This is a genomic window from Amycolatopsis panacis (genome assembly GCF_003600245.1).
Taxonomy (GTDB): Bacteria; Actinomycetota; Actinomycetes; order Mycobacteriales; family Pseudonocardiaceae; genus Amycolatopsis; species Amycolatopsis sulphurea.
In genome coordinates this window covers 71,300-94,672 of record NZ_QZFV01000131.1, presented here as the reverse complement: position 1 = coordinate 94,672, position 23,373 = coordinate 71,300, and the positions used below count along the sequence as shown (strand labels likewise).

The window sequence follows — 23,373 nt, the reverse complement described above, 5'->3', positions numbered from 1 at the left end:
CGTGACTGCCGTCGGGAGCGGGTGGACGCCGGGAATCACCCCACCGGCAGCTGCTGGGCCAGCCGGTCCGCGATCTTCTGCACCACCGGCGCGATGTGGCCGACGGCGTCCGCGGTGAGGCGGCCGGACGGGCCGGAGACCGACACCGCGGCCGGGACCGGCGCGCCCGGGACGGCGACCGCGATGCAGCGGACGCCCAGTTCCTGCTCGGCCTCGTCCAGCGCGTAGCCCTGGCCTGCGATCTTCTTCAGCTCGTCCGCCAGCGCCTTCGGGTCGGTGAAGGTGTGTTCGGTGTAGGCGGGCATGCCGGTGCGCGACAGCAGCGTCGCGACTTCGTCGGCGGGTAGCTGCGCGAGCATCGCCTTGCCGACGCCGGTGCCGTGCGGCAGCAGCCGGCGCCCCACCTCGGTGAACATTCGCATCGAGTGCTTCGACGGCACCTGTGCCACGTACACGACTTCGTCGCGTTCCAGCACGGCCAGGTTCGCCGTCTCACCGACCTCGTCGACGAGCTGCGCGAGAAGCGGCCGTGCCCACGCACCGAACTGCATGCTTGCGTTCTCACCGAGGCGGATCAGCCGGGCACCCAGTGCGTAGCGCCGATTGTTGTTCTGCCGCACGTAACCCAGGTCCACGAGCGTCCGGATCAGGCGGTGGATCGTCGGCATCGGCAGCCCGGACAGGGTCGCCAGCTCCGACAGGCTGGCCTCGCCACCGGTGTCCGCCAGGTGTTCCAGCAGCTCGAACGCCCGCTGCAGCGACTGCACGCCGCCATCCCGCCCGCCTTTCTCCGCCGCCACCGGTGGTCCTCCTCACAGTCCCGATTGAGCTTCCGCTATGCAGAAACTATAGTCCGTCATGTAGAAACCGTAAGGACGTTATCCCAACCAGTACTCGGGGTGTTGCGCATGTCTGAAGCCCAGGTCCTCGGCGGATCGGTCGAGCGCGGGGACGAGATCCTGACGCCGGAAGCCCTCGCCTTCGTGGCGGGGCTGCACGACGTGTTCGCCGCGCGCCGCGATGAGCTGCTGGCCGCCCGCGGCAAGCGCCGCGAGGAGGCCCGCACCACCGGACGGCTCGACTTCCTGCCCGAGACGAAGGAAATCCGCGAGAGCGACTGGCAGGTCGCCGGGGCGCCCGTAGCGCTGCGCGATCGCCGCGTGGAGATCACCGGCCCGACCGACCGCAAGATGACCATCAACGCGCTCAACTCCGGCGCCAAGGTGTGGCTCGCGGACTTCGAGGATGCGAACACGCCGCACTGGGCCAACGTCGTCGGCGGACAGGTCAACCTGCACGACGCCGTACGCGGCAGCATCACGCTCGACCAGAACGGCAAGCACTACGCGCTGAAGGACGGCGTCGAGCACGCGACGATCGTGGTCCGCCCGCGTGGCTGGCACCTCGATGAGCGCAACCTCACCTTCGGTGGGCGCAAGGGGGTCGGCGCGCTGGTCGACTTCGGCTTCTACTTCTTCCACAACGTGCGCGCGCTGCTCGACAGCGGCAAGGGGCCGTACTTCTACCTGCCGAAGATGGAGAGCCACCTCGAAGCGCGACTGTGGAACGACGTGTTCACGCAAGCCGAGAAGGCGTTGGGTATCGAGCACGGCACCGTCCGCGCGACTGTGCTGATCGAGACCATCCCGGCCGCGTTCGAGATGGAAGAGATCCTGTACGAGCTGCGTGAGCACGCTTCGGGGCTGAACGCGGGGCGTTGGGACTACCTGTTCAGCGTGATCAAGTACTTCCGCGACGCGGGCGAGAAGTTCGTACTGCCGGACCGTAACTCGGTGACCATGACCGCGCCGTTCATGCGTGCGTACACCGAGTTGCTGGTGCGTACGTGCCACAAGCGCGGTGCGTTCGCCATCGGTGGGATGGCGGCGTTCATCCCTAGCAAGGACCCTGAGGTCAACCAGGGCGCCTTCGACAAGGTGCACGCGGATAAAGCGCGCGAAGCAGGCGATGGCTTCGACGGTTCGTGGGTTGCGCACCCCGGCATGGTGGCGCTGTGCAAGGACGAGTTCGACAAGGTTCTCGGCGACAAGCCCAACCAGCTGGAGCGCACCCGTGACGAGGTGAGCGTGACGGCCGATCAGCTGCTCGACGTCGCGTCGACCCCGGGTAGCGCGACCGCGGCCGGGCTGCGTGCCGCGGTCGACGTCGGCGTCCGCTACATCGCGTCCTGGTTGAGCGGCAACGGTGCGGCGGCCATCCACAACCTGATGGAGGACGCCGCCACGGCGGAGATCTCGCGGTCGCAGGTGTGGCAGTGGGTCAAGAACGGCACACAGCTCGACAATGGCGAGAAGGTCACCGCGGAGCTGGTGCGCGGCGTTGTCGCCGACGTACGCGGCGAGCTGGCCGCCGAGGTGCCCGAGGAACTGCTGAAGCCGGCGGTCGAGCTGTTCGAGCAGGTCGCCCTGGCCGACGAGTTCCCCGACTTCCTGACCCTGCCGGCCTACGAGTACATCCAGTAATGGCGGGTCGGCTCACCGAGGACGTCTACACCGCAGCGGACGCGCGTTTGGCCGAGGCCGACGCGCGCGTCGCGGCCAGCTACCCCGGTGAGTCGCCGGGTCGCCGGCCCGTACACACGGTGTACGTGCCGGCGTCCCAGTACCGCACGCGCCTGGTCGCAGACTGGGGCAAACAGGCGATGCGGGTCTTCATCGAGCACGGTGATCTGCTCGACCTGGACCCGGCTGTCGCCGAGCGAGTCCGCGAGAAGCTCCTTACCGAGCCGATCGAGGATTTGCGCATCGATTTCGAAGACGGCTACGGCCACCCCGGCGACGACGTGGAGGACGCCGACGCGTTGTCCGCAGGGCGCACGCTCGCCACGACAGGTGGCACGCCGTTCGCCGGAATCCGCTTCAAGAGCTTCGAAGCTGCGACGCGACGGCGTGGCATCCGTACGCTCGACCTGTTCCTCTCGGGGCTGCTCGAAGAAGGGCCTCTGCCAGACGGTTTCGTGGTGACGCTGCCGAAGGTCACCGCAGTGGAACAGGTCGAGGTCGCTGCAGACGTCCTCGCGCGTCTCGAAGCCGCGTACGGGCTTGCCGAGGGCACGCTGCGGTTCGAGGTGCAGATCGAGACCGCACAGTCGGTCCTGTCGACCGACGGCACGGTCTCGGTCGCGCGGATCATCCATGCCGCCGCCGGCCGTTGTTCCGGGTTGCACTACGGGACGTACGACTACAGCGCGGGCCTGGGCATCGCGGCGGCGTACCAGAGCATGGCGCATCCGGCGGCCGACTTCGCGAAGCAGTTCATGCAGCTGGCCGCGGCGGGTACCGGCGTACGGCTGTCCGACGGTTCGACCAACCGGCTGCCGGTGGGCAACGACCTGGACGGCGCGTGGGCGGAGCACCGGCGTCTGGTGCGCCGTTCCCTTGAGAACGGCTTCTACCAGGGTTGGGATCTTCACCCGCACCAACTGCCGACCCGCTTCGCCGCGACGTACGCCTTCTATCGCGAAGGCCTCCCGTCCGCGGCGCAGCGGCTGCGGAACTACGCGGACCAGGTTTCCGGCGGCGTGCTCGACGAGCCGGCCACCGCCGAGGCGCTCGCGCGGTACCTGCTCGGCGGCTACCACTGTGGTGCGCTGGCCGAGGCGGAGTTGCCGTTCGACGTGCGCACCCTGGATGCCTACGCCCGCCGCGAAGCACGTGGGTAAACTTCCTGCCGGTCTTCAAGGGGCGGGAAGGAACGCACTACCGATGACGGAAAACACAGCCGGCGAAACCGGACAGGTGGAAACCCACGAGTTCCAGTCCGAGGCGCGGCAGCTGCTGCAGCTGATGATCCACTCGATCTACTCGAACAAGGACATCTTCCTGCGCGAGCTGGTGTCGAACGCCTCCGATGCGCTGGACAAGCTGCGGCTGGAGACCTACCGGGACAAGGAGCTGCAGGCCGACACCGACGACCTGCACATCGAGATCGACCTGGACACCGAGGCCCGCACGGTCACCGTGCGCGACAACGGCATCGGCATGTCCCGCGACGACGTGGTGAACCTGATCGGCACGATCGCCAAATCGGGCACCGCGGAGTTCCTGCGCAAGCTCAAGGAAGCCAAGGACGAGGCGAAGGGCGCGGCCGGGCAGGACCTGATCGGCCAGTTCGGCGTCGGCTTCTACTCCAGCTTCATGGTCGCCGACAAGGTCACTCTGGTGACCCGCCGGGCGGGCACCGGCGAGGGGGTGCGCTGGGAGTCCGCCGGCGAGGGCACCTACACCATCGAGCCGGTCGCCGACGCCCCGCAAGGCACCTCGGTGACGCTCCACCTGAAGCCGGTCGACGACGAGGACCACCTCTACGACTACGCCTCGCCGTGGAAGATCCGCGAGATCGTCAAGCGGTACTCGGACTTCATCACCTGGCCGGTCAAGATGGCCAAGACCGGCACTCCCGAGGCGAGCGCGCCCGAGGAAGACACCTCCGAGGACGGCGCAGGCGAAGCGGCCGCGCCCGAACTCGAGACGGTCAACTCGATGAAGGCGCTCTGGGCGCGTTCGAAGGACGAGGTCTCCGACGAGGAGTACCACGAGTTCTACAAGCACATCAGCCACGACTGGACCGATCCGCTGGAAACCGTGCGGATGCAGGCCGAGGGCACCTTCGAGTACCAGGCGCTGCTGTTCCTGCCGTCGCGGGCGCCCATGGACCTGTTCATGCGGGACGCGAAGCGCGGCGTGCAGCTCTACGTCAAGCGCGTCTTCATCATGGACGACTGCGAAGCGCTGATGCCGAACTACCTGCGCTTCGTCAAGGGCGTCGTGGACGCGCAGGACCTCTCGCTGAACGTCTCGCGCGAGATCCTGCAGCAGGACCGGCAGATCCGCGCCATCCGGCGTCGGCTGGAGAAGAAGGTCCTGGCCACGGTCAAGACGATGATGACCGAGGACGCGGAAAAGTACGCGACCTTCTGGCGCGAGTTCGGCCGCGCGGTCAAGGAGGGCCTGCTCGACGATCCGGAGAACCGCGAGCAGATCCTGGAGATTTCCTCGTTCGCCTCCACCCACCACGCGGAGAACCCGACCTCGCTGCGGGACTACGTGTCGCGGATGAAGGACGGCCAGGAGCACATCTACTTCGCCACCGGCGAATCCCGCGGCACCATCGAGAACTCGCCGCACCTGGAGGCCTTCCGGGCCAAGGGGTACGAGGTGCTGATCCTGACCGACCCGGTCGACGAGATGTGGGTCGACGGGGTCACCGGCTTCGACGGGAAGTCCTTCCAGTCGGTCGCCAAGGGCGAGGTCGACCTCGGGGACGACAAGACCACCGACGAGCAGAAGGCGGACTACGCCGACCTGCTGAAGTGGATGTCGGCCTCGCTGTCGGAGTCCGTCAAAGAGGTCCGGCTGTCCTCGCGGCTGACCACCTCGCCGTCCTGCGTGGTCGGTGACGCGGGCGATCTGACCCCGACGCTGGAGAAGATGTACCGCGCGATGGGCCAGGAGCTGCCGCAGGTCAAGCGGATCCTGGAGCTGAACCCGGAGCACCCGCTGGTCACCGGCCTGCGCACGGCGTACGGGGAGAACCCGGCCGACGCCACGCTGGCCGAGACCGCGGAACTGCTGCACGGTATGGCCCTGCTCGCCGAAGGCGGCGAGCTGAGCGACCCGAGCCGCTTCCTGGCCCTGGTCGCCGACCGCGCCGCGAAGGTGCTCTGACGGCGTCCCCCGGTGGCGCTCCGCCACCGGGGGACAGCCCCGGGTTTTCGAGGTTTTGCCGCTCTGGCAGGCGGAATTCGTGCCCGATCTTTGAGGGGTACCTATTCGGCGGTCAGCGCGAGATAGACGTCGACCTGGGTGGCGAAGTCGTTCAGGTCCGCGCCGAGCAGCTCGGCGGCCCGGCCGATGCGGTAGCGCAACGTGTTCACGTGGATGTGCAGTGCTTTCGCGGCCCGGGTCGGCGAGCCGGAGCATTCCAGGTAGACCCGGACCGTGTGCACCAGGTTCGAGTGCTGTTCGGCGTCGTAGTCCAGGAGCGGCCCGAGCCGGCGTCGGCGTACCGCGCGGCGCAGGTCCGGCGACGCTCCGGCGAGCAGAAGCTGGTGCACGCCCACCTCGTCGGCCGGCACGACGGCGATCGGGCCGGGACGGGCGGCGGCGAGAATGAGCGCCTGCCGGGCGACTTCCCGTGCCCCCTCCGCTTCCGCCGCGGGGACCGCGTCGGCGAATCCGGCCGCGAGGCGGGAGGCGTGCAGTAGAGGCTCCACTGTGGACAGTGCAGCGGTGGTGGTTTCCGCCCAGTCTTCGGGCCAGTGCGCGCCGGGCACAAGCGCGAACGCCTCGCCCTCGGCGCCCGGGGTGAAGGCGAACGGGGCGGGGGCGAGGAGCTCGGCCAGTACCTCGGCGGCCTCGTCGGAACCATCCGTGCGCAGGGCGATCGCCCGGACCGGGCCGTCGCCGATCGTGGCGGGTTCGGGTGCTTGCCTGGCGAGGCTGATCAGCCCGGCCAGTTCTTCGGCCAGTTCGGCGTGTGCGCCGCTCAGTGGACCGGCCACGGCCAGCAGCCACGGCACGGACTGCCTGCCTTCCACCGGGAGCACGGTGAGCCCGCCCGCCGCGGTCGGACGGCGGTGGGCGGCGATGAACCGTCGGACCGCCTCGGCCGGGTCGATCGGCAGCACCTCCGTCCCCGCGACGACCCGCGGCACCGCGGAAAGCACCCAGCACGGCGTATCCAGCTCTTCGGCGGCGCGGTCGAGCAGGCCGGACACCGGCGTGCCTTCGGCGGCGGCGGTCAGCAAACGTTTGCGTGCCTCGTCCGCGGTGGCCGCGAGGGCCAGCACGACCCGTTCGGTGACCACGGCGAAGGACAGCTCAGGCGGTACCTCCAGCAGCGCGATGCGGTGCCGGGCACAAGCGGTGACGACGTCGTCCGGGATCCCGCCCGAATCGGCGCCGGAGGCGGCCAGCGCGGCGGCTCCGGACGCGGCGAGCGCGGCCACGAACGGTTCCGCGTCCCCGGGCGCCCGCCACCACAGCAACCCGGACAGGACCAGCTCGCCCGCGCCGAGGTAGCGGCCGGGGTCGCGCAGCTCGGTCGCGTAGAGCCTGGTCACCGCCCGGTCGAGCAGCTCGTCCGGGCTGCCCGGGTGCCGCCGCAGGCCGGGCAGGTCCAGCAGGGTTCGCACGGTCGTCATCAGACTTGTAGGAAAGCACAAACGGGTGGTCCCGCGCTGCCGCGGCTTTCATGGCGTGCCACCGTTGCCGGGCGGCGGGCGTTCGGCGTGTACTGGTTGCTTCCCTGGAGAAGAGGAGCCCGGCGTGGAGTTCCTGCGGCCCGAATCGCTCGGCGAAGCGCTCGCCGAGCTGACCCGGATGCCGGACGCCCTACCCCTGGCCGGCGGTACGGACGTGCTGGTCGAGCTGAACTTCGACCAGCGGCGCCCGGCCGCGCTGCTCGATCTGACCCGGGTGCCGGAGCTGGCCGGATGGTCCATTTCGGACGGCCGGGTGCGGCTAGGTGCCACGGTGCCCTACGCGCGGATCATCACGGAGCTGGGGGCGCGCGCGCCGGGGCTGGCGATGGCGGCGCGGACCGTCGGTTCGCCGCAGATCCGCAACCGGGGCACGGTCGGGGGCAATCTCGGGGCGGCTTCTCCGGCCGGGGACATGCATCCGGTGCTGCTGGCGCTCGACGGCGTGGTGGAGGTCGCCTCTGCTCAGGGCACGCGCGTCATCCCGGCTGAGGAGTTCTACCTGGGGGTCAAGCGGAACGCGCTGGAGCCCGGTGAGCTGATCACGGCTGTGCACTTGCCCGCGGACGCCGGGCCGCAGCAGTTCAGCAAGGTGGGGACGCGGAACGCGATGGTGATCGCGGTGTGTTCGTTCGCCTTGGTGCTGCGGCCGGATCAGCGTCGGGTGGGCACGGGGATCGGTTCGGCGGCGCCGACGCCGCGACGGGTGCAGGCAGCGGAGGAGTTCGCAGCGGGGGAGCTGCCGTGGGATCGGCCGGCGCCGCTGGGTGACGCGCTGCTCCGCCGGTTCGGCGAGCTGGTGGCCGCCGCCGCGGCGCCGATCGATGACGTGCGGGGGAGTGCGGGGTATCGGCGGCATGCGTTGTCGGTGCTGGCACGGCGGACGCTGACGTGGGCTTGGAGGGAGTTCTCATGCGCGTGAACATGACGGTGAATGGTGAGCCGCGGCAGGCGGACGACGTGTGGGAAGGCGAGAGCCTGCTGTACGTATTGCGCGAACGACTGGGGCTGCCTGGCTCGAAGAACGCGTGTGAGCAGGGCGAATGCGGTTCGTGCACAGTGTATCTGGACGATGTGCCGGTGTGTTCCTGCCTGGTCGCGGCAGGGCAGGTGGAGGGCCGCGCGGTCCGCACCGTGGAGGGCCTCGCAGACGGGGACCGGCTCGATCCGGTGCAGCAGTCCTTTGTAGACGCCGGGGCGGTGCAATGCGGATTCTGCACGCCCGGTCTCGTGGTCGCCGCGCACGACCTGCTTCGCCGGGTGGCCGAGCCCAGCGACGCGGAGATCCGGGAGGCGCTGGCCGGGAATCTGTGCCGGTGCACCGGATACGAGAAGATCCTGGACGCGGTCCGCCTCGCGGCCAAGGGCGGTGTCGCATGAGGACGGTCGTGGAGAACGCCGCGATCGCCACCGTCAGCGGCCCGGAGTACCGCAACGGCTACGTCCTGATCGATGGTGACCGCATCTCCGGCGTGGGCGCTGGAACGTTCCGCGGGGAAGCCGACGAGCGCGTGGACGCCGCCGGCTGCCTCGTCACCCCGGGCCTGGTGAACACCCACCATCACCTGTACCAGTGGGCGACCCGCGGCCTTGCCGCCGACCACACCCTCTTCGAGTGGCTGGTCGCGCTGTACCCGGTGTGGGGCCGTCTCGACGCGGAAATCACGCACGCGGCGGCCAGCGCGGGGATGGCTCGCCTGGCGCTGACCGGCTGCACGACGGTGGCCGATCACCATTACGTGTTCCCCTCCGACGGCGGGGATCAGGTGGCCGCGCTCGCCGCCGCGCGGGAGCGGATCGGCGTGCGGCTGCATCTGGTCCGCGGTTCGATGGACCGCGGCGAGTCCGACGGCGGCCTGCCGCCCGACCGGCTGGTGGAGAGCACCGAGGACGCGCTGCTCGGCACCGAAACGGCGATCGACCGTTTCCATGACCCCGATCCCGGTGCGCATCTGCGGATCGCGGTCGGCCCGTGCTCGCCGTTCAGTGTTACCGAAAAGCTGATGACCGGTGCCGCGGATCTGGCCCGGCGCAAGGGGGTCCGGCTGCACACCCACCTCGCCGAGACGCTCGACGAGCAGCGACAGTGCCTGGCCGAAACCGGGCGCACCCCTGCCGAGTACGCGGACCTGCTCGGCTGGCTCGGTACGGACGTGTGGCTGGCGCACACCGTGCACCTCGCCTCGGACGCGATCCGCCGCTTCGGTGCGACCGGCACGGGCTCCGCGCACTGCCCGACGTCGAACGGACGGCTGGGCACCGGGATCGCGCCGGTGCGTGACCTGCTCGACGCGGGCGCGCCGGTTGGTCTGGGCGTCGACGGGGCGGCGTCCAGTGAGTCCGGCGGGCTTGGCGAGGAGCTGCACCAGGCGTTGCTGCAGGCGCGTCAGCGCGGCGGGCCGACTGCGCTGACCACTCGGGAAGCGTTGTGGCTCGGCACGATGGGCGGCGCGCGCTGCCTCGGCCGGCAGGGCGAGCTGGGTTCGCTGGAGCCCGGCAAACTGGCGGATCTGGCGGTGTGGGACTTGTCCGGCCTGAACTACGCGGGCATCGACGACCCGGTGGCGGCGCTCGTCTTGGGCGCCACGCCACCGTTGTCGCGGGTTTTCGTCGGCGGGAAGACGGTGGTGGAGCAGGGCCGTCTGAAGCTGGCGGACGAGTCTGTGCTGGCCCGCGAGCTGACGGCGGCGAGCGCGCGGTTGCGGGAGGACCGATGACCACGACGGAACAGGCGACCGGTACCGCGAACGGCGTCGGCGCGAACGCGGCCCGGCCGGACGGCACGGTGAAGGTGCGTGGCGAATTCGCGTACGCCTCGGACCTGTGGCACGAGGACATGCTGTGGGGCGTCACGTTGCGCAGCCCGCATCCGTACGCGCGGATCCTCGGCATCGACCTGACCGAAGCGTTGCGGGTGCCCGGGGTCTACGCGGTGCTGACACACGAGGACGTGCCGGGCCTGAACCGCTACGGCTTGGAACACGCTGACCAGCCGGTGCTCGCCGACGAAGTCGTGCGTTACCAAGGGGAACCGGTCGCGCTCGTGGCCGCCGACCATCCGGAGACCGCGCGACGCGCAATGAAGCGGATCGAGGTGCGGTACGAGGAACTGACCCCGGTCACCGATTCCGAAGCGGCGGTCGCGGGTCTGGGCGCCGAGCTGCATCCGGGCGGCAACGTCGTGCGGCACGTACCGATTCGCCGTGGCGCGGCCGAGATTCCGGCGGATGTCGTGGTGTCCGGCGTGTACGAGGTCGGTATGCAGGACCAGGCCTTTCTCGGCCCGGAATCCGGGCTTGCCGTGCCGGACACCGAAGGCGGTGTGGACCTGTACGTGGCGACGCAGTGGTTGCACGTCGACCAGCAGCAGATCGTCGCGGCGCTCGGGCTTCCGGTGGAGAAGGTGCGGCTCACCCTCAGCGGCGTCGGCGGTGCGTTCGGCGGCCGGGAGGATCTGTCGATGCAGGTGCACGCGTGCCTACTGGCCTTGCACACCGGCAAGCCGGTGAAGATGGTCTACAACCGCGAAGAATCCTTTTACGGCCACGTGCACCGGCATCCGGCGAAGATGTACTACGAGCATGGTGCCACGAGGGACGGTCGCCTGGTGTACGTCCGGGCGCGGATCTTCCTCGACGGTGGTGCGTACGCCTCGTCCACCGGCGCCGTCGTGGCGAACGCCGCGACGCTCGGCGTGGGACCGTACACAGTGGACAACGTGTCGGTGGACTGCTGGGGCACGTACACGAACAACCCGCCGTGCGGCGCGATGCGTGGGTTCGGCGCGGTGCAGGCTGCGTTCGGCTACGAGTCCCAAATGGACCGGCTGGCCGCGGCCTGCGGTATCGACGCGGTGGAAGTCCGCATGCGCAACGCCATGCGCGAGGGTTCGGCCATGCCGACCGGCCAGGTCGTGGACTCCGCGGCTCCGGTGGCCGAACTGCTCGAACGCGTGCGGGACAAGCCGTTGCCCGCCGAGCGCGGCAATGACCTGCGGAACCTCCCCGGCGGGGTGTCCAACACCACGCACGGCGAGGGCGTTGTGCGCGGGGTTGGTTACGCCGTCGGCATCAAGAACATCTGCTTCTCCGAAGGTTTCGACGACTACTCGACGGCCCGCGTCCGGCTGCAGGTCGTCGGCGGCGAACCCGCGGCCACCGTGCAGACCGCTGCCTGCGAGGTCGGGCAGGGGCTGGTCACCGTGCTGCAGCAGATCGTGCGGACCGAGCTGGGTGTGGAGCAGGTGACCGTGCTGCCGATGGACACGTCGATCGGCAACAGCGGATCCAGCTCCGCCTCCCGGCAGACCTACGTCACCGGGGGCGCGGTGCGCTCGGCCTGCGCCGCCGTCCGGACCCGGCTGCTGGCGCATGCCGCGCTGGAGCCGCAAACCCGTTTCTCCGGCGGCAAACTGCTCTCCGCCGGCGGAGAGGTCGTCCTGGTTTCCGTCCTGGCGGACGAGCTGTTCGACGAAACCCGGGAATGGCGCCACCGCCCGACCACCGCACTGGACCCGGAAACCGGCCAGGGCGATGCCCATGTGCAGTATGGCTTCGCGGCCCACCGCGCCGTGGTCGATGTGGATGTGGAGCTGGGCCTGGTCAAGGTCGTGCAGCTGGACTGCGCGCAGGATGTCGGCAAGGCGATGAACCCCCAGGCCGTCGTCGGGCAGATCCAGGGAGGTTCCGCCCAGGGCCTCGGCCTCGCGGTGATGGAGGAGATCCAGGTGGTGGACGGCAAGGTCCGCAACCCGTCGTTCACCGATTACCTGATCCCCACCGTGCTGGACATGCCCCCGATGTCGATCGACGTCCTGGAACGCCCCGACCCGCACGCCCCCTACGGCCTCCGCGGCGTCGGCGAACCCCCCACGATCTCCTCGACCCCCGCCATCGTCGCCGCCATCCGCGCCGCGACCGGACTCGCGCTGAGCCGCGTCCCGGTCCGTCCGGAACATCTCACCGGCACTTGAGGCCGGTCTGCTGTGTGCCTGGTCGGGCCTGGCTGGGTCGGGCCTGCCGGACCAGGCCCGCCGTGCTGAGCTGGTTGGTGTGGCTGGAATCCCTGGCGTTGCCGGAATGCCCGGTGGTGCCCGCTGCTCGGGTGAGCCCGGTTCGCGGGGTCGGTGTCTGCCTGTTCTCGGCCTCAGTCCGCCCCGTATAGGGGCTGGACGGTGCCGCTGGTGGCGAGGACGGAGTTGTGGTCCGCCGACCGGGGCGGGGCGGGTGGTCAGGCGGCGCGGGGTTGGGCGGTGTGGTGGGTGTTGGTTCGGGGTTTTCGTTGGGGGTCGAGGTATTCGGGTGGGGTGAACTGGGGGCGGCCGTGGGTGATGCGGAGGGTCCAGCCGCTGCGGTGGAGCAGGCGGTGGTGGTGTTTGCACAGCAGAGTGAGGTTGTCGAGGGAGGTGGGGCCGCCGTTCCACCATTCGATGATGTGGTGGGCGTCGCAGTGGCGGGGTGGGCGGGTGCAGCCGGGGAAGGTGCAGCCGCGGTCGCGGAGGGTGAGGGCGGTGCGGATGGGGTCGGTGACGAGTCGTTTCGCGCGGCCGACGTCGAGGGGCTGGCCGGGGGAGCCCAGGACGGCGGGGATGAGGCGGCAGTCGCAGGCGAGGGTTCGGGCTTCGGCGGCGGTGAGTGGGGTGGCGGGGTCCAGGTGGGCGTGGCCGAGTCCGGTGCGGAGCGTGTCCAGGGGGATGGTGACGACGAGGTCGGCTCGGCCACCGCTGCGGTTGGGGGCGTCGGGGTGGCCGGCGGCGAGGGCGATGATCTCCATGAGCGCGTCCCCGTATCGCTCGGCACGGCTTCGCGCCGGCTGTTCGTCGGCGGGGTCAACAGCAGGGCCAACAGCAGGGCCAACAGCAGGGCCAACAGCAGGGCCAACAGCAGGGCCAACAGCGGGGCCAACAGCGGGGCCGTCGGCTGGGCCAATGGCAGGGCCAACAGCAGGGTGGCCGGGAGGGTCATCGGTGCGGGAATCCATGCGGGAGCCGGTGCGGGGTGCGGCGAGGGGTTCCAGCAGGGCGAGGGCCGACGCTCCGGATACCGGATCAAGGTGACCGTCGAACACCACCGTCCCATCCCGGCGGGTGCGCAGCCGCAGGGCGCGCTCGGGTACGGGGGTATCGCGAGGGGGAGTGCCATCCGGGTCGAGCAGGTCGAGAGCGCGACGGCCGGCGACGGCGATCTCGGCCACTCCCGCGGTATGGGCCAGCTCGACCAGCGTGTGTTCTGTGCGGTCCCGGTCCGCGGCGCTCACGGTGGCCGGGATCGCGTGCAGCACGGATACGATCGCGTCGGCCTGGGCGGGGGAGAGCGCACCCTCCGCGACCGCCTGCCCGGTGAGTGGTGCCGCAGCGGGAACCTCCGCGCCGTCGAGACCGTGGCCGGGATTGGTGGCGAGTGCCCGCGCCACCAGTTTCCGTACCGTGGCGGGGGATGTCCGCGCCAGTTCGGCCACCAGCGCCGCCGTCGACGAATAGCCCAGCTCCTGCGCGCCACCACCGCCATCCAGGTGCGCAATCACCCGGCACACCCGCGACTCCTGCCGCCACAACGCCGCCAGCTCCTCCCGCAGCAGGGAAGCGGCTTCCCCTGCGGTGAGCTGCCACAACTCCCGATTCGGGGCGGCGGAGGACGAGGTCTCGAACACCCCGCCAGCCTACCGGAACCGAACGCCTGTTCGACGTCGCACAATCAGGTGAAGCTCACAAAAGTCCACTATGGACAATCAAAAACCTGTAACTGACAAGGGAAGAAGCCTGAAAGTCCAGGAAAAGTCCACATTGGACCATGGTTCAGCCCCTGATTCCATCCACCCCCAGCTCCGCAAGCAGCCGCCGAGCGGTATCAGCCACCGAAGCACCCGCAACGGCCATCGGCTCGATCGAACGCATCGACCTGGCCAGCACGAACGCGCCCTCCAGGCTGTTGATCAGGCTGATGGTCAACGTCCGCGCCGCATCCCGGGGCAGCCCGAAGGGGGCGAACTTCTCCGTCCCCGCCTCGATCCAGGCCGTGAACACGTCGGCGGTGGCTTTGCGGAGCGGCTCGTTCGTGGTCGCGACTTCCAGTGCCACCGTGGCGATCGGGCAGCCTTCGACGTAGTCGGTCTCCAGCAGCGTGGTCACGCCCGCGGCGAAGAACGTCTCGATGCCGGTGAGCAGATCCGGCGCGGGTGCGATGAACAGATCGAACAGCTGGATGTATGCCATGCCCGAAGTGCGCACGACTTCCTCGCCCAGCTGCTCCTTGCCGCCGGGGAAGAAGTGGTACAGCGACCCGAACGGCGCGCCTGCCTTCTCCACGATCTGCTTCACGCCCGTGCCGCTGTATCCGCCCTGCCGGAACAGTTCGGCGCCGGCGGCGAGGATGCGGTCCTTCGTCCCTGTCACGGCGCCGAGGATAACTCGTGGCCGCTAGAGCGTTCTATCAATCGAGGCCCGAACACCAGGTTCAGCACCACCGCGGTCACGCATCCGGCGCTGATCCCGGAGTTGAGCACCACCTGCAGCGCAGCGGGGAACCCCGAGTAGAAGCCCGGCGCGGCGATCGGGATCAGCCCGACGCCGAGCGACGCGGCGACGATCGCGACGTTCGCCGGGTGCTCGAACGACGCCTTCGCCAGCGTACGCACGCCACTTACCGCGACGCTGCCGAACAGCACCAGCCCGGCCCCGCCGAGCACCGGTTGCGGGACCAGCGCGACGATCCCGCCGGCGATAGGGAACGCGCCCAGCAGCACGAGCACCGCCCCGGCGGCTGCGACCACGTACCGGCTGTACATGCGGGTCAGTGAAACGAGGCCGATGTTCTGCGCGAACGCCGTGCAGGCGAAGCCACCGAAGATGGTCCCGACCGCGGTGGACAGCCCGTCCGCGCGCAGTCCATCGGCCAGCGTGCGGCTGGTCGTCGGGCGGTCCACGATCTCGCCCAGCGCCAGCAGATCGGCGGTGCTCTCGGCCATCGTCACCAGCATCACGACGAGCATCGAGAGGATGGCTGCCACCTCGAACCGCGGCGCGCCGAAGTGGAACGGCGAGGCGATGCCGAACACCGGCGCCTGCCGCAGAGTAGACGTGTCGACTTGACCCAGTGGCCAGGCCACGAGCGTGCCCGCGACCAGCCCGAGCAGCAGGGCGATCCGGCTCCAGAATCCGTGCAGGAACCGGGTGAACACCAGCACCGCGGCCAGTGTGACCCCGGCGAGCAGCAGCCCGGAGGGCCGGACAGCGGGCCGCTGTGCGGAAATCCACTGCACGGCGACCGGCAGCAGCGAGATCCCGATGAGGGTGATCACCGTACCGGTGACCACCGGCGGGAAAAATCGGGTGAGCTTCGAGAAGAACGGCGCGGCCAGCACCATGAACACGCCGCCGGTCAGCGTCGCGCCGAAGACGATGCCCAGTGCGTTGCCGGAACGGTGTTGCGCCGCGATGGCGAGAATCGGCGCCACGGCGGCGAATGTGACGCCGTTGACCAGCGGCAGCCGGGCACCGAACCGCCAGATTCCGAGCGTCTGCAGCAGTGTGGCCAGACCGGCGGTGAACAGTGCGGCGCTGATCAGCAGCGCCAGCTGCCCGGGAGACAGGCCCACCGCGGCGCCGATCACCAGCGGTGGGGCCACTACGCCAGCGTACATGGCCGCGACATGCTGCACTCCGCCGAGTACGAGCTGTGGCAACGGGGGCGCCGCGTCGACAGGATGACGCGCAGGTCGTTCCTTTGTGGACATTGCTCTCCCGGGATCGGGGCTAGAGCACGGCGCCGGTCCAGGCCGGGCCGGGCTCTTCGGCTTCGTCGCGCACCGCGGAGCCTTCGATCAGGCCGTACGGGCGGTCGGCGGCGTAGAACACCTCGCCGGGGTTCTCCAGGCCGAACGGGCTCAGATCGACGAGGAAGTGATGCTTGTTCGGCAGCGAAAGCCGGACCTCGGCGACCTCCGGCCGCGCCCGCAGCACCGCCTCGCCCATTGAGTACAAGGTCTGCTGCAGCGACAGGCTGTGCTTGGTGGCGAACGTTTCCAGCATCGTCCGCCGGATCTCGCGGTGGCTGCCGGCCCAGTCGATCCCGCCCTCGCCTTGGTATCGCCACCGCGCGGTGACGGCGGTGGCCAGAATGCGGTCATCGGTCTCGTCCAGCGTCGTGTATTCGTCCCGAGGGAAACCGTGGAACTCCGAGCCGGTCGACTTCAGCACCACCAGACCGTCCACACCGGACACGATCCATGCCCGGTTCTCCCGCACCGTCACGGCGGTCGTGCGGGTTTCCCCGCCGGCGCGGCTGAACGCGTGGTCGTGCGGCACGCCGTCGACCGGGATCCGGTCCCAGCCGTGCTCGGCGATGGTGATCCGCGCGCTGGTGATCTTTTCCTGCGTGCGGACGAAGCGCCTGCCCAGGCGTAGCGCGAAATCCTCGATCTCCCCGACGTCCTGCTGCTTGGCGAAGGCGTACACGGTGTTCTTCTGCGTGTCCGTGGCCAGCACCGCGGAGTTGTCGCCGGTGAGGTGCGTGTCGGTCAGGTCGCCGCGCAACGCGGTGGACACGGTGAGGTCGCGCAGGTGGTGCACCGCGCCTTCCCTGCGCACCGTGACCAGCCGGACTTCGGACTTGCCGTATTGGTTGGGGCCCAAGGAGATTCCCACGTCAGCTCCCTCGGTAGGCCGAGTAGGCGAACGGGCTCAGCAGCACCGGCACGTGGTGGTGCGCAGTGCCGTCGGTGATCCGGAAGACGATCGTCACCTCCGGGAAGAACGCCTCCGGGCCCAGATACGAACTTGTGTCGAAGACCAGCCGGTAGACGCCGGGTTCGAGGCGGTCCGGGCCGAGGTCGCGGATCCGTCCGTCGGCATCGGTGACGCCTTCGGCGAGCAAAGTGCCGTCCTGCTCGAACCGTACGGCGATCCCGGCGGCCGGTTTTCCGGACGCGGTATCGAGGACGTGGGTTGTCACCAGGCTCATGCCGTCACCGCTTTCGCCAGGCGCAGGTGCGCTATTTCGGCCAGCTCGGCGCCAGCGACGTCCACTTCGGACTCCGGGTCGTTGCCCAGCCGCTTCCGGAGGTTCGCCAGCAGCTCGGCCCCGCTGCGGCCCTGGGCGCGTACCAGGAAAACGTGCCCGAAGCGGGCTTCGTACTCGGCGTTGGCGGCGGCGAACTCGTCCGCATTGTCCACTTCGGACTGTTCTGCCCGCGACCTGTCGTCTTCGGCGCGGTGGCCGCCGGGCGGTTCGCCGATCCGCGGATGCGTTGCGATGGCTGCGCGAACTTCGTCCCGGCGTAATGGCATGTCCGCGGCCGCGTGCAGGGCGGCGAGATCGGCGTACGGGCGTCCTCTCAGCACGGCCTCGACCCAGCGTGGCGCGGCCAGGCACGCAGTGAGCACGGGCCGGACGTCGGCGGCTTCCGCGGAGTTGAACTCGGCGAGTGCGAACGGCACGGCGACCTCCTCGCGGCAGGGGGACCTGGTTGTTCCGCCGACCGTACGACTGGCTTGGCCATTCGTCAACAGTTTGTTGAACGGGCTGGTCAGTCGGCTTCCCGGTTGAGATAGTTGTAGACCGTGAAGCGGGTGACGCCCAGCGCTTCGGCCACCGCGGACACCGATTTCCGCAGGTGGAACGCACCGCGTTCGCGCAGCAGCCGCACCGCGCGCTGCTTGCCGGGGCGGTCCAGTTCGGCCAGCTTCGCGCCCAGTTCCCGCTCCACGTCGGCGATCAGCCGGGACAGCGCGCTGTTCAGCTCGACGGGCGGGCCGGGCTTGGTTTCGTCCGTGCGTCGCAGCTGCAGGGTGACCCGGGTGGCGCCGCCTTCGAGCGCGGCCCGCGCGATCGCCGGCAGCGACGCCAGCAGCTCGTCCACGCTGCCGCGGGCGAGGGTGCCGAGCGGGCCGAAGTCGGTTTCGAGCCCGGCCTCCTCGGCCGCGGCGCGGGCCAGGAGGGCGTGCTCCGGCGGAGCGCCTTCGCCGTGGAACGGCTCGCTGGTGAACTCGGCTTCCAACTGCACCCACTGACCGTAACGTGCGCCGGGTGGCGTTGACGAGCCGCGAACGGCGTCGCTAATCTCGTTTGGCGAAACAGCCTTTCCGTACCGTGAAATCCCGGTGTCGGGGTGAGGAGTGTGCCCGCCGATGGATCTCGTGGTACGCGCCGCTCGGGCGGTGACTCCGGCCGGGGAAGGCCCGGTGACGCTCGGGGTCGAAGACGGCCGAATCGCCGTAGTGGCGCCCGGATTCGTGGACCTGCCGGGTGTGCGGGTGATGGCACTCGGCGAGGACGAGGTGTTGCTGCCCGGGCTTGTCGACACCCATGTGCACGTCAACGATCCGGGCCGGGCGGAGTGGGAAGGGTTCGAGACGGCGACTCGCGCGGCCGCCGCCGGTGGCGTGACCACCATCGTGGACATGCCGCTGAACAGCCTGCCGCCGACGGTCGAAGTGGCCGCGCTGGCGGTCAAGCGCGCGGTTGCCGAAGGCCGGGTGCACGTCGACGTCGGGTTCTGGGGCGGTGCGGTGCCGGGCAACGAGGGCGCGCTGCGTGCGCTGCACGACGAGGGTGTGTTCGGGTTCAAGTGTTTCCTGCTGCATTCCGGGGTCGACGAGTTCCCTCCGCTGGACCCGGCCGGGTTGGAGTCGGCGATGCGGGAGCTGGCCTCGTTCGGCGCGCAGCTGATCGTGCACGCGGAGGATTCCGACGCGATCGACGCGGCGCCGGATCCGCACGGCGAGCGATACGCCGATTTCCTGTCCTCCCGCCCGCGCGGCGCGGAGAACCTGGCCATCGCACACGTCATCGAGACGGCCCGGCGGACGGGTGCTCGGGCACACGTCCTCCATCTGTCCTCTTCGGACGCTCTGCGGCAGATCGCCGGTGCCCGACGCGACGGCGTGGCACTGTCGGTGGAGACCTGCCCGCACTACCTGAGCTTCGTCGCTGAGGAAATCCGTGACGGGGCAACGCAATTCAAGTGCTGCCCGCCGATCCGTGAGGCGCGCAACCGGGAGCTGCTGTGGCAGGGTCTCGCGGACGGCGTGATCGAAACCGTGGTCAGCGACCATTCGCCGTGCACGCCGGAGCTGAAGCGGTTCGACACCGGCGATTTCGGTCTCGCCTGGGGTGGGATCTCCAGTCTGCAGCTGGGTCTTCCGGCGGTCTGGACCCAAGCGAGGCAACGGGGTTTCACGCTGTCCGATGTGGTCTCCTGGATGGCCGCGAACCCGGCGGCGCAGGTGGGCATGCGGCACAAGGGACGCCTCGAACCCGGCTGTGACGCGGACTTCTGCGTGTTCGCGCCGGACGAGACGTTCGTCGTGGAGGTTGCGAAGCTGGCGCACCGCAACCCGGTGAGCGCCTACGACCAGCGCCCGCTGGCCGGGGTCGTGCGGGGCACCTGGCTGCGTGGCGAACCTGTGACCGGTGGTGAGCCGCGTGGGCGGCTGCTCAGGAGAGGAGACTGCTAGCGATGGAGGAACCCCTGCCCGTTCGTCCGGAGTGGACAGACCTGCCCGACCTGGCGTCGCGACGGTTCGGCGGGACCGTCATGTGGGCCACCGACGAGCTGTTCGCGGAGAAGGAGAACCTGGTCAACCCGTGGCGGCCGGCGCACCGGGCGGAGACCTTCGGCCCCAAGGGTCAGGTCTACGACGGCTGGGAGACCCGGCGGCGCCGCGCACCCGGCGACGATCACGCGATCGTGCGGCTCGGCCTCGGCGGCGTGGTCTCCGGCGTGATCGTGGATACCGCGTTCTTCAAGGGAAACTACCCGCCGTTCGTCTCGGTCGCGGCCGTGTCGGTGCCTGGTTATCCGAGTGCGGAAGAGCTGCGGGGCGCGGACTGGGAGGTGCTGGTGGACCACGCGCCGGCGGCCGGGGACGTGGAGAACTTCTTCCCGGTCGCCTCCCCGCGCCGCTCCACGCACGTGCGGCTCACCCAGCATCCCGACGGCGGCGTGGCCCGGCTCCGCGTGCACGGTGACCCGGTCCCCGATCCCGCCCTGCTGGATCCGCGGTCGCTGGACCTGGCCGCGCTGGAGAACGGCGCCCGGGTCACCGGCTGCAGCAACAGGTTCTACTCCTCGCCGAACAATCTGTTCTCTCCCGGATTGGCCGCGCACCAGGCGGAAGGCTGGGAAACCGCCCGCCGCCGCGACGACGGCAACGACTGGGTGACCGTGGCGCTGGCCGGCGCGGGCCTCGTCCGGTTCGCGGAACTGGACACGAGCAACCTCAAAGGCAACGCCCCGGGGTGGGCCGCGGTGAGCGGCAGGCTCGACGACGGCGAGTGGGCGCCGCTGCTGCCCCGCACCCGGCTGCAACCGGACACCCGCCACCGCTTCGCACTGACGGAGGGGCCGGAGGTCACCGAGGCCCGCCTGGACATCTACCCGGACGGGGGCCTGGCCCGCCTGCGCTTGCACGGCGAATTGACGAAACGCGGCCATGAATCCGTGACCGCCCGGTTCGCCGAGACGACCGCTTGAGCCCGGTCAGGCCTTCTGCGCGGCCGGGTCCGGTGCCCCGGCGGGGTCCGTGCGCCACTGCTCGTCCGACTGTGCCCAGGCGTCGTCCGCCTGCATCTGGACGTCGGTGAGGGACTTGTCGAGCGTGACCGCCGACTTGCCGCCCCAGCCGACGAGGTTCTTGCTGCTCTTCGTGTCGGCGATGCCTTTCAGGTACGGGTAGGCGTCCGGGTACTTCCGGAAGAACTTGTCCGGTGCCTTGACGATGTCGTCCCAGGCGTTCTTGCCGCCGGTGTAGTCCTTGATCCGCTCGCATGCGGACTTCATCCAGTCCTCGTGCTTCTTCATGAACTCGATGTCGTAGGGCTTGAACGGCGACTGCGGTTTCGGCGCAGGCGGCTCGGTCCCGGCACTCGGGGTACTCGACGTGGTCGTCGTGTCGGAGGACGGACGCGCACTGTGCGGCGACGGGGCGCCCGGGTCGTGCGACGGCAGGGCGTTTTCGTTGTGGGGCGGCGGATTGAAGTGCCTATCCGCGGCCAGCCACGTCGCGTACGGGTCTTCCTCGTGCAGTGGCGTGGCCACGTCTCGGGGCGGAGGCGGCGTGCCGGGGTCGTGCGGGGTAGGCGGACGGAGATCGGTCAGCTCGTGCGCGCCGCCCGCGCGGCCGCCGCCCGGGGCGGGCTTGACCTTCGCGGCCAGCTCCGCCAGCCGCGCCGCGGTGCGCCCGCCGAGCCCGACGATCTTGGCCAGCTTCGACGAGAAGTCCAGCGCCAGCGAGATCCCCACCCGGACGCAGTTGGCCACCCCGGCGATGAGCGACGCGCCGAAGGTGAACGCCGCCATCCCCAGCGCGATCAGCATGGTGGAGATGATCTCGCCGAGGAACGTGGTGATCATGTCCCGGATCAGCGCGCGCGACGCGGTGACCAGCGCCATCGTCGTCTCCACGACGTAACCGGCGGCGTCGACCGACTGCCCGGCGCTCTCGATCTGGCCGCGCCGTTGCCCGATCTCGTTCCGGAACGCCTCGAATCCGCCACCCTGCCACTCGGTGATCGTCTTCTCCAGGGTGAGGTCCAGGTCCTTGGCGGAGTTGCGCAGGTCTTCGCCGGTCCGGTGCAGCTGTTCGGCCATCGCCTTGATCGCGGCCGGATCACCGGCCAGCTTGTCCAGCGGCGTCTTGAGGAACGAAAGGTGCTCGACCATCCAGCCCAGCCCGGCGGCGATCAGCTTGCCGAGCGGGTCCAGGGCGAACGCGACGGTGTCCGCGATCGCGCCGGCCAGCGAAACCCCGATCTCCACGCCCACCGCGGCCGCGTCCGCGCCATGCAGGTCCCGGATCTCCCGGATCGAGGAGGCGACGCTGTACCAGCTGTCCGCGACGCCCGCTCCGGTGGTGGTCGGCTCGACGACGCTCATCCGGCCGCCTCCGGATCGAACTTGCCGAGCCCGGCCGCGAAATGCGCGTCCTGCTCGGCGTAACGCTCCGCCGCCTGCTTGGTGCTGGCTGCGGTCTTGGTCACATCGCCGGCGACGCCGTGCAGGCTGTCGGAAACGGTCGTCAGCGTGATCCGCGCGGGGACGGCGAGGATCTGCGCGAGGAGCACGCCGAACGAATCGACGTCCCCGCGGTTGGCGTCGTCCACCGACCTCGCGGCGTCGTGCACCGCTGGTGCGGTCCTGCCGTTCAAATACCTGCTGAAAGTGTGCAACTCGTCTGTGTGGACGGTGAAGCCGTTCCCTGACACCAGCGCTCCGTTCTCCTGCCGCGTTTCGGCGGAGACGAGTAGATCAGCGGCGGTTGAACTCCCGGCCAAGCGCGCGCGGCCACGGGCTGAACGCGCTAGCCCCGGGCGCTCGGCCGGTTCAGGTAGGCGGAGAACGAGGACAGCAGGCAGGCGACCCCGACGATCGCGCTGACCCACCACGGCCCGCCGACCACCAGGTTCCACACGAACGCGGCGGCCATGAGCATCGCGGCCAGGATGTTGCGGATCTGCAGGGGAGAGGGTTTCGCCATACCCCCAGGCTATCCCGGGTGCCACAGCGCCCTGGCCCGGTGGTGGCGAGCTTGGCGCGGCCGGGAACGAGGACAGGCAGTTCACCGGGCCATCCGGACGATCCCGCCGGAGCCGGAGAGGACGGACGAGATGAACGAGAGCACCCGGGATCCAGACGGGCTCGCCTGGATGGCGCCGTGACCGAGCCGGATCACACCGCGGTGCGGGTGGCGTTGTGGCGAGCGTTGCACGGGCTGGCCGATCCGGACGAGGGCTGGCGTGACCGGCCGGACATGCACCTGGCCGGAACAGCATGGTTCCGCGCGAGCCCCGCGATGGTCGCCTCGACCGGGGTGAGCATGTACCTCACCCGGGAGGCCAACGCGGCGACGTTGCGCGCGCTGGCCGGATCGTGGTGGCGATGACTTTTCAGCCACCGGCCGAATCACTGTCCGAAGAGGACCGCGCGGCCCGGCGGATGGCCGCTGACGGCGCAAAGGCGGCAGGCACGCCGTTCCTGAGCTTCTTCATGCCGGAGGAAATCCTGGCGCTGGCTCGGGACTCCGGCTTCGCCGACGTGCGGCACGTGAGCGCCGGCGAGCTGAACCGGCGCTACTTCGCCGATCGCGCGGACGGCCTGGCCACGTCGAACGGTGAGGACTTCCTCGTCGCGACGGCCGGGTGAGCGTCGTACGTGGT

At 69.9% G+C, this 23,373-nt stretch carries 23 protein-coding genes; 11 read left to right on the top strand and 12 right to left on the bottom strand.

The window, feature by feature from the left end; all coding sequences use genetic code 11:
* Window positions 1-35: 35 nt before the first annotated feature.
* Window positions 36-800 (bottom strand): IclR family transcriptional regulator, encoded by a 765-nt coding sequence (locus D5S19_RS28070; protein WP_120026371.1) that lies wholly within the window; start codon window positions 798-800, stop codon window positions 36-38.
* A 108-nt stretch (window positions 801-908) separates the two neighbouring features.
* On the opposite strand from D5S19_RS28070, the gene aceB reads away from it, so the two are divergent.
* The 3 genes from aceB to htpG are packed head-to-tail and all read left to right on the top strand — an operon-like array spanning window position 909 to window position 5,687.
* Entirely contained in the window at window positions 909-2,483 is a 1,575-nt protein-coding gene (gene aceB / locus D5S19_RS28065; RefSeq protein ID WP_120026370.1) for a malate synthase A, read from the top strand.
* Window positions 2,483-3,682 carry a DUF6986 family protein gene (locus tag D5S19_RS28060; RefSeq protein WP_120026369.1) on the top strand — a complete coding sequence of 400 codons (1,200 nt, stop codon included), beginning with the start codon at window positions 2,483-2,485 and terminating at the stop codon, window positions 3,680-3,682. Before aceB ends, D5S19_RS28060 begins: the two co-directional genes overlap by 1 nt.
* 43 nt (window positions 3,683-3,725) lie before the next feature.
* A complete protein-coding gene (gene htpG / locus D5S19_RS28055) occupies window positions 3,726-5,687 on the top strand; it encodes a molecular chaperone HtpG (RefSeq protein WP_120026368.1) in 1,962 nt (653 codons plus the stop codon).
* Window positions 5,688-5,788: 101 nt separating this feature from the next.
* Here htpG and D5S19_RS28050 read toward each other — a convergent pair whose 3' ends face one another.
* The gene (locus D5S19_RS28050; RefSeq protein WP_120026367.1) at window positions 5,789-7,165 is read right to left on the bottom strand and encodes a helix-turn-helix domain-containing protein; all 1,377 of its coding nucleotides are present in this window, start codon (window positions 7,163-7,165) and stop codon (window positions 5,789-5,791) included.
* Between the two features lie 124 nt (window positions 7,166-7,289).
* On the opposite strand from D5S19_RS28050, the gene D5S19_RS28045 reads away from it, so the two are divergent.
* From D5S19_RS28045 to pucD, 4 genes are read left to right on the top strand one after another with little or no spacing between them, the layout of a single operon-like run.
* Window positions 7,290-8,144: an FAD binding domain-containing protein gene (locus tag D5S19_RS28045; RefSeq protein WP_120026366.1), complete on the top strand. Its 855-nt coding sequence runs from the start codon at window positions 7,290-7,292 to the stop codon at window positions 8,142-8,144.
* Window positions 8,135-8,602 (top strand): (2Fe-2S)-binding protein, encoded by a 468-nt coding sequence (locus D5S19_RS28040; RefSeq protein WP_120026365.1) that lies wholly within the window; start codon window positions 8,135-8,137, stop codon window positions 8,600-8,602. Before D5S19_RS28045 ends, D5S19_RS28040 begins: the two co-directional genes overlap by 10 nt.
* Window positions 8,599-9,939, top strand: a complete 1,341-nt coding sequence (locus tag D5S19_RS28035) for an 8-oxoguanine deaminase (RefSeq protein ID WP_120026364.1) — start codon at window positions 8,599-8,601, stop codon at window positions 9,937-9,939. The genes D5S19_RS28040 and D5S19_RS28035 overlap by 4 nt, the downstream gene beginning before the upstream one ends.
* The gene (gene pucD, locus D5S19_RS28030; RefSeq protein ID WP_120026363.1) at window positions 9,936-12,194 is read left to right on the top strand and encodes a xanthine dehydrogenase subunit D; all 2,259 of its coding nucleotides are present in this window, start codon (window positions 9,936-9,938) and stop codon (window positions 12,192-12,194) included. Before D5S19_RS28035 ends, pucD begins: the two co-directional genes overlap by 4 nt.
* A gap of 257 nt (window positions 12,195-12,451) precedes the next feature.
* Here the strand turns inward: pucD and D5S19_RS32610 are convergent, their stop codons facing one another.
* From D5S19_RS32610 to D5S19_RS27995, 7 genes are all read right to left on the bottom strand, one after another.
* Entirely contained in the window at window positions 12,452-13,870 is a 1,419-nt protein-coding gene (locus D5S19_RS32610) for an HNH endonuclease signature motif containing protein (protein WP_120026362.1), read from the bottom strand.
* A 145-nt stretch (window positions 13,871-14,015) separates the two neighbouring features.
* Complete coding sequence (locus D5S19_RS28020) at window positions 14,016-14,612, bottom strand: TetR/AcrR family transcriptional regulator (protein WP_199730743.1); 597 nt, start codon at window positions 14,610-14,612, stop codon at window positions 14,016-14,018.
* Window positions 14,609-15,952, bottom strand: a complete 1,344-nt coding sequence (locus tag D5S19_RS28015; protein ID WP_120026361.1) for a nucleobase:cation symporter-2 family protein — start codon at window positions 15,950-15,952, stop codon at window positions 14,609-14,611. Before D5S19_RS28015 ends, D5S19_RS28020 begins: the two co-directional genes overlap by 4 nt.
* Window positions 15,953-15,971: 19 nt before the next feature.
* Window positions 15,972-16,862: a factor-independent urate hydroxylase gene (gene pucL / locus D5S19_RS28010; protein ID WP_120026360.1), complete on the bottom strand. Its 891-nt coding sequence runs from the start codon at window positions 16,860-16,862 to the stop codon at window positions 15,972-15,974.
* Between the two features lies 1 nt (window position 16,863).
* Window positions 16,864-17,178: a hydroxyisourate hydrolase gene (uraH, locus tag D5S19_RS28005; protein WP_120026359.1), complete on the bottom strand. Its 315-nt coding sequence runs from the start codon at window positions 17,176-17,178 to the stop codon at window positions 16,864-16,866.
* Window positions 17,175-17,654, bottom strand: coding sequence for a 2-oxo-4-hydroxy-4-carboxy-5-ureidoimidazoline decarboxylase (gene uraD, locus D5S19_RS28000; protein WP_120026358.1), 480 nt, complete (start codon window positions 17,652-17,654; stop codon window positions 17,175-17,177). The genes uraH and uraD overlap by 4 nt, the downstream gene beginning before the upstream one ends.
* An 89-nt stretch (window positions 17,655-17,743) precedes the next feature.
* Window positions 17,744-18,220, bottom strand: coding sequence for a helix-turn-helix domain-containing protein (locus D5S19_RS27995; protein WP_120026357.1), 477 nt, complete (start codon window positions 18,218-18,220; stop codon window positions 17,744-17,746).
* Between the two features lie 124 nt (window positions 18,221-18,344).
* Between D5S19_RS27995 and allB the strand changes: the two genes are divergently transcribed.
* Window positions 18,345-19,673, top strand: a complete 1,329-nt coding sequence (allB, locus tag D5S19_RS27990; protein ID WP_120026356.1) for an allantoinase AllB — start codon at window positions 18,345-18,347, stop codon at window positions 19,671-19,673.
* A gap of 2 nt (window positions 19,674-19,675) precedes the next feature.
* Window positions 19,676-20,692, top strand: coding sequence for an allantoicase (alc, locus tag D5S19_RS27985; RefSeq protein WP_120026355.1), 1,017 nt, complete (start codon window positions 19,676-19,678; stop codon window positions 20,690-20,692).
* Between the two features lie 6 nt (window positions 20,693-20,698).
* Here alc and D5S19_RS27980 read toward each other — a convergent pair whose 3' ends face one another.
* The 3 genes from D5S19_RS27980 to D5S19_RS32605 form a co-directional block, all read right to left on the bottom strand.
* Window positions 20,699-22,093 carry a WXG100 family type VII secretion target gene (locus tag D5S19_RS27980; RefSeq protein WP_120026354.1) on the bottom strand — a complete coding sequence of 465 codons (1,395 nt, stop codon included), beginning with the start codon at window positions 22,091-22,093 and terminating at the stop codon, window positions 20,699-20,701.
* Window positions 22,090-22,422 carry a hypothetical protein gene (locus D5S19_RS27975; RefSeq protein WP_120026353.1) on the bottom strand — a complete coding sequence of 111 codons (333 nt, stop codon included), beginning with the start codon at window positions 22,420-22,422 and terminating at the stop codon, window positions 22,090-22,092. Before D5S19_RS27975 ends, D5S19_RS27980 begins: the two co-directional genes overlap by 4 nt.
* Window positions 22,423-22,517: 95 nt before the next feature.
* Window positions 22,518-22,694: a hypothetical protein gene (locus D5S19_RS32605; RefSeq protein ID WP_199730742.1), complete on the bottom strand. Its 177-nt coding sequence runs from the start codon at window positions 22,692-22,694 to the stop codon at window positions 22,518-22,520.
* Between the two features lie 177 nt (window positions 22,695-22,871).
* On the opposite strand from D5S19_RS32605, the gene D5S19_RS33385 reads away from it, so the two are divergent.
* Together D5S19_RS33385 and D5S19_RS33380 are read left to right on the top strand one after the other, a co-directional pair.
* Entirely contained in the window at window positions 22,872-23,099 is a 228-nt protein-coding gene (locus D5S19_RS33385; RefSeq protein ID WP_233574211.1) for a hypothetical protein, read from the top strand.
* On the top strand, window positions 23,096-23,359 hold the full coding sequence (locus D5S19_RS33380; RefSeq protein ID WP_233574210.1) for a hypothetical protein: 264 nt from the start codon (window positions 23,096-23,098) through the stop codon (window positions 23,357-23,359). The genes D5S19_RS33385 and D5S19_RS33380 overlap by 4 nt, the downstream gene beginning before the upstream one ends.
* Window positions 23,360-23,373 lie beyond the last annotated feature (14 nt).

Bases quoted from the DNA above. Each gene is read 5' to 3' on its own strand.
- aceB (WP_120026370.1), top strand. From the start codon at position 909: ATGTCTGAAGCCCAGGTCCTCGGCGGATCGGTCGAGCGCGGGGACGAG.
- D5S19_RS28060 (WP_120026369.1), top strand. From the start codon at position 2,483: ATGGCGGGTCGGCTCACCGAGGACGTCTACACCGCAGCGGACGCGCGT.
- htpG (WP_120026368.1), top strand. From the start codon at position 3,726: ATGACGGAAAACACAGCCGGCGAAACCGGACAGGTGGAAACCCACGAG.
- D5S19_RS28050 (WP_120026367.1), bottom strand. From the start codon at position 7,165: ATGACGACCGTGCGAACCCTGCTGGACCTGCCCGGCCTGCGGCGGCAC.
- D5S19_RS28040 (WP_120026365.1), top strand. From the start codon at position 8,135: ATGCGCGTGAACATGACGGTGAATGGTGAGCCGCGGCAGGCGGACGAC.
- D5S19_RS28035 (WP_120026364.1), top strand. From the start codon at position 8,599: ATGAGGACGGTCGTGGAGAACGCCGCGATCGCCACCGTCAGCGGCCCG.
- pucD (WP_120026363.1), top strand. From the start codon at position 9,936: ATGACCACGACGGAACAGGCGACCGGTACCGCGAACGGCGTCGGCGCG.
- D5S19_RS28015 (WP_120026361.1), bottom strand. From the start codon at position 15,952: ATGTCCACAAAGGAACGACCTGCGCGTCATCCTGTCGACGCGGCGCCC.
- uraH (WP_120026359.1), bottom strand. From the start codon at position 17,178: ATGAGCCTGGTGACAACCCACGTCCTCGATACCGCGTCCGGAAAACCG.
- allB (WP_120026356.1), top strand. From the start codon at position 18,345: ATGGATCTCGTGGTACGCGCCGCTCGGGCGGTGACTCCGGCCGGGGAA.
- alc (WP_120026355.1), top strand. From the start codon at position 19,676: ATGGAGGAACCCCTGCCCGTTCGTCCGGAGTGGACAGACCTGCCCGAC.
- D5S19_RS27980 (WP_120026354.1), bottom strand. From the start codon at position 22,093: ATGAGCGTCGTCGAGCCGACCACCACCGGAGCGGGCGTCGCGGACAGC.
- D5S19_RS32605 (WP_199730742.1), bottom strand. From the start codon at position 22,694: ATGGCGAAACCCTCTCCCCTGCAGATCCGCAACATCCTGGCCGCGATG.
- D5S19_RS33380 (WP_233574210.1), top strand. From the start codon at position 23,096: ATGACTTTTCAGCCACCGGCCGAATCACTGTCCGAAGAGGACCGCGCG.